Genomic DNA, 2,721 nt, shown 5'->3' on the forward strand with positions numbered 1-2,721 from the left:
ACGCCGGTGATATGGTGGCCGCCTTTGAGGGAAAACCAATCGAACTGGTGCAGGTTTGGGGAGAGTCTGATTTCGTGCGCGTGCAGAAAAACCTGATAGGGCATTTGCTTATGCCAACAGCATCTGCGCCAGACACCCGACGCCATTTGTTAGCACGACTGCGTCTGAACTAACTATAATTTCATTATGCAACCTGACAGGCCAGGTACTGTGTGAGCAGGTGGGCGGTAAAAAGCGAAAGGTGCTATGCTAGCGGCCGATCTGACCGGCTTCCTAATACGCCTGACACCAAGCGCTTGATACCAAGTCTGCCGGCGTAAATTCCACACCTTTTATACAAAATTTTTATATAAAATTTTTTAAGATATATACTATAATAAAATAACTGTGGGAAATAACTGTTTTTCAAAAGATTAAATTTAGATAAAAATTTAATTAATCCATAAATATATATATCATATATAATTTTTAACATTTATCCTTTTCTGTCGCTGTATAAATACATATCACTACTCTTGTTTATAATGAGAAATTAAGCGATCTTAGCTAGCGACGGATCGGTGGAGCAAGGACAGAACAAGGAGGATTATCGTAGGGCCGGCCTTGTAGGATCGGCCTTAAGGGGGGAAATCCGCAAGTTTCAGGATGATACCCAGGACACCTCCAGGATGGGGAACGCGAGCCTGGTAGTGGAACACAGGCGAGGCAAGGATTGCTAAAGGACATACGTTTAATGACGTAGGCTTTGCGCAGGGACTGGTATTGCCGACACGGATTGTTGCAATGTTATCTAGTGTAACAAGCGTCATGGAGGTAGGCAGGGAGCATAAATGTAGCGGGATTGCTATAAAATGAACTGGGGGTACTGTGCAAACAGCACCCCTTTTTCTTTGACGCAGGACGGCTATGGCGGGAAAAGGACCAATCCGACCGCCGCCGTATATCGTAATCTCTTTACGAAAGAGGCCTATCACCACAGGATGATGGTGTAGATTTTTTATCGTATAGAAATTACCATTATTGATAATAAAATCGTTTACGCAACGCAGACAACATTTCCTCTGTTATTATCCGTTTTACGTCCATAATTAGCACTGTCCCCGCTCTGATGATATTCCTTGCGGTTTTGCATGGATGGCGCCGATGGGTCCTGCGGCTTGGGAGGATCAGATGATGTTAAATCAACAGGTTTATCATCGGCTGTTCGATATTAAGTAGGCGATGCGCGATGCCGAGATATTGGCGGCCGAAGCCCCGCTGTCGTGCTCGTCCTTCAACAGCGTAGAGCCGTTCTGCAGAAAGCGCCGCAGCTGGCCTAGAGCCATTATCACGCTTTGGCGCAAGTGGAGATGTCGATTGCCGCTGTCCGTTATCCCAGCAGCCGCTACAGCCTGATATGATAGCTCTCTCCCTTCACCGGCCACAAACATCAAATGCGCCGCAATATGGCGCTTTGCGCCATCCGATTATCGGCGATACCACCCATGGTGATCTGCGTCACAACTGCGGCTTTGCCGCCGCCTTCAGCTGTCGCCATCTGATGCTGCATGCTTGCAGATTAGCGCTGTCGCATTCAGTCACCGGCTTACCGCTTGTCATTGACGCCCATTGGGATGAAATTTGGCAGCAGCTAGCTGACGCGCCAATTCGGCTGGCGCGGCCTTCTCCCTATATATGAAAGGGTTGAGTTTTCCAGGCCTTCGGGTCAGGATAAGGCCTTTCATCAAGCACAGTAAGTTAAGAGAGCAATCGAGTGCGATGGCGCAAATAGGTATTTTTGTCGGTACGGTATACGGTAATGCACTGTTAACTGCCGAAGAAGTGGAGTCGATGCTAACAGAGCAGGGGCAACGCGGGTAGGTGATCTGCTGGAAATCGATGCCGTGAAGTATCCGAACTGGAAACTCTGGCCTGCCACTGGGCGGCGCAGTGGGGCGCCCTGTCATAGGCGCAGCGGGCGGCCTAATAGACTTGCCACCGCGCGTCCATCCTACCTGGCGCTGAATGCTGTCGAGCGGGACGGAGGCTGTGCTAAGGCACGACCGCCTATCGGTTTTTGCGCGCGCAGGCTGGAACGGGGTTATTTCTGCCGGGTCATTTTTTCCAGATCCGCTTCGATCTAGGCAATTTTATTGGATACCATCCTTTTCTAGGCGGCGTAAGTTATCATAAAGTTGTGCTTTAAATCTACCTCGGTCTGATCGCACAGGCATATTTGATCCAGCTCATCGATCATGATCATATAGCGCAGATTCGGGCTAATTTCGTTGATTTCCTGATGATCTTCCGTCGCATTATCCGACACCACAGTTTTATATTGACGGGTATTTGAATTTAACGCTTTTGGCATAAAACTTACCTTTACCACGGCGAAAATAAATCTTTAGGATATCGTTATTAGAGCCTTATGGCGTAGGATCGATATCGTCCAGATGATATTAACGCCAGGGCTTTTTAAATATCGTGCATGGGTAGGTTAGGCCCCCTGTGATGTGCAGTATAGGAAAAAATATGACGCCTGGTGGTGTCGTAGCTGTGACTTACGGCCGGATTTGCCGCCGTACCTGACTGGGCGCAGATGTTGCTGCCGTGGATAATATTAGTCGATGGTGCGTAATAACTCATTGATACCCACCTTGTCTCGGGTTTTAGCGTCAACTTTTTTCACAATCACCGTACAATAGAGGCTGTAGCGTCCGTCTTTGGAAGGTAAATTGCCGG

Annotated in this window: 3 protein-coding genes and 3 pseudogenes; 3 read left to right on the top strand and 3 right to left on the bottom strand. The window is 48.3% G+C overall.

The window, feature by feature from the left end; genetic code table 11:
• The first annotated feature begins 11 nt into the window (after window positions 1-11).
• Together BG74_RS19225 and BG74_RS19230 are read left to right on the top strand one after the other, a co-directional pair.
• Window positions 12-173 carry a SecY-interacting protein Syd gene (locus BG74_RS19225; RefSeq protein WP_369678473.1) on the top strand — a complete coding sequence of 54 codons (162 nt, stop codon included), beginning with the start codon at window positions 12-14 and terminating at the stop codon, window positions 171-173.
• Entirely contained in the window at window positions 122-253 is a 132-nt protein-coding gene (locus BG74_RS19230) for a SecY-interacting protein Syd (protein ID WP_187202419.1), read from the top strand. The genes BG74_RS19225 and BG74_RS19230 overlap by 52 nt, the downstream gene beginning before the upstream one ends.
• Window positions 254-1,193: 940 nt before the next feature.
• On the opposite strand, the gene BG74_RS20055 is transcribed toward BG74_RS19230, so the two are convergent.
• Window positions 1,194-1,433 carry a hypothetical protein gene (locus BG74_RS20055; RefSeq protein WP_187202417.1) on the bottom strand — a complete coding sequence of 80 codons (240 nt, stop codon included), beginning with the start codon at window positions 1,431-1,433 and terminating at the stop codon, window positions 1,194-1,196.
• 325 nt (window positions 1,434-1,758) lie between these two features.
• On the opposite strand from BG74_RS20055, the pseudogene BG74_RS09675 reads away from it, so the two are divergent.
• A pseudogene (locus BG74_RS09675) lies at window positions 1,759-1,848 on the top strand (flavodoxin); the annotation flags it as partial.
• Window positions 1,849-2,119: 271 nt separating this feature from the next.
• On the opposite strand, the pseudogene BG74_RS00045 reads toward BG74_RS09675, so the two are convergent.
• Window positions 2,120-2,402, bottom strand: a pseudogene (locus BG74_RS00045) (DUF3461 family protein); the annotation flags it as partial.
• 197 nt (window positions 2,403-2,599) lie between these two features.
• Window positions 2,600-2,721: pseudogene (gene dapD, locus BG74_RS15185) on the bottom strand (2,3,4,5-tetrahydropyridine-2,6-dicarboxylate N-succinyltransferase); the annotation flags it as partial.

This window comes from Sodalis-like endosymbiont of Proechinophthirus fluctus, assembly GCF_001602625.1.
Taxonomy (GTDB): domain Bacteria; phylum Pseudomonadota; class Gammaproteobacteria; order Enterobacterales; family Enterobacteriaceae.

What these genes read in the sequence shown, in the direction of transcription:
- BG74_RS19225 (WP_369678473.1), top strand. Translation starts at nt 12, where the DNA reads ATGGTGGCCGCCTTTGAGGGAAAACCAATCGAACTGGTGCAGGTTTGG.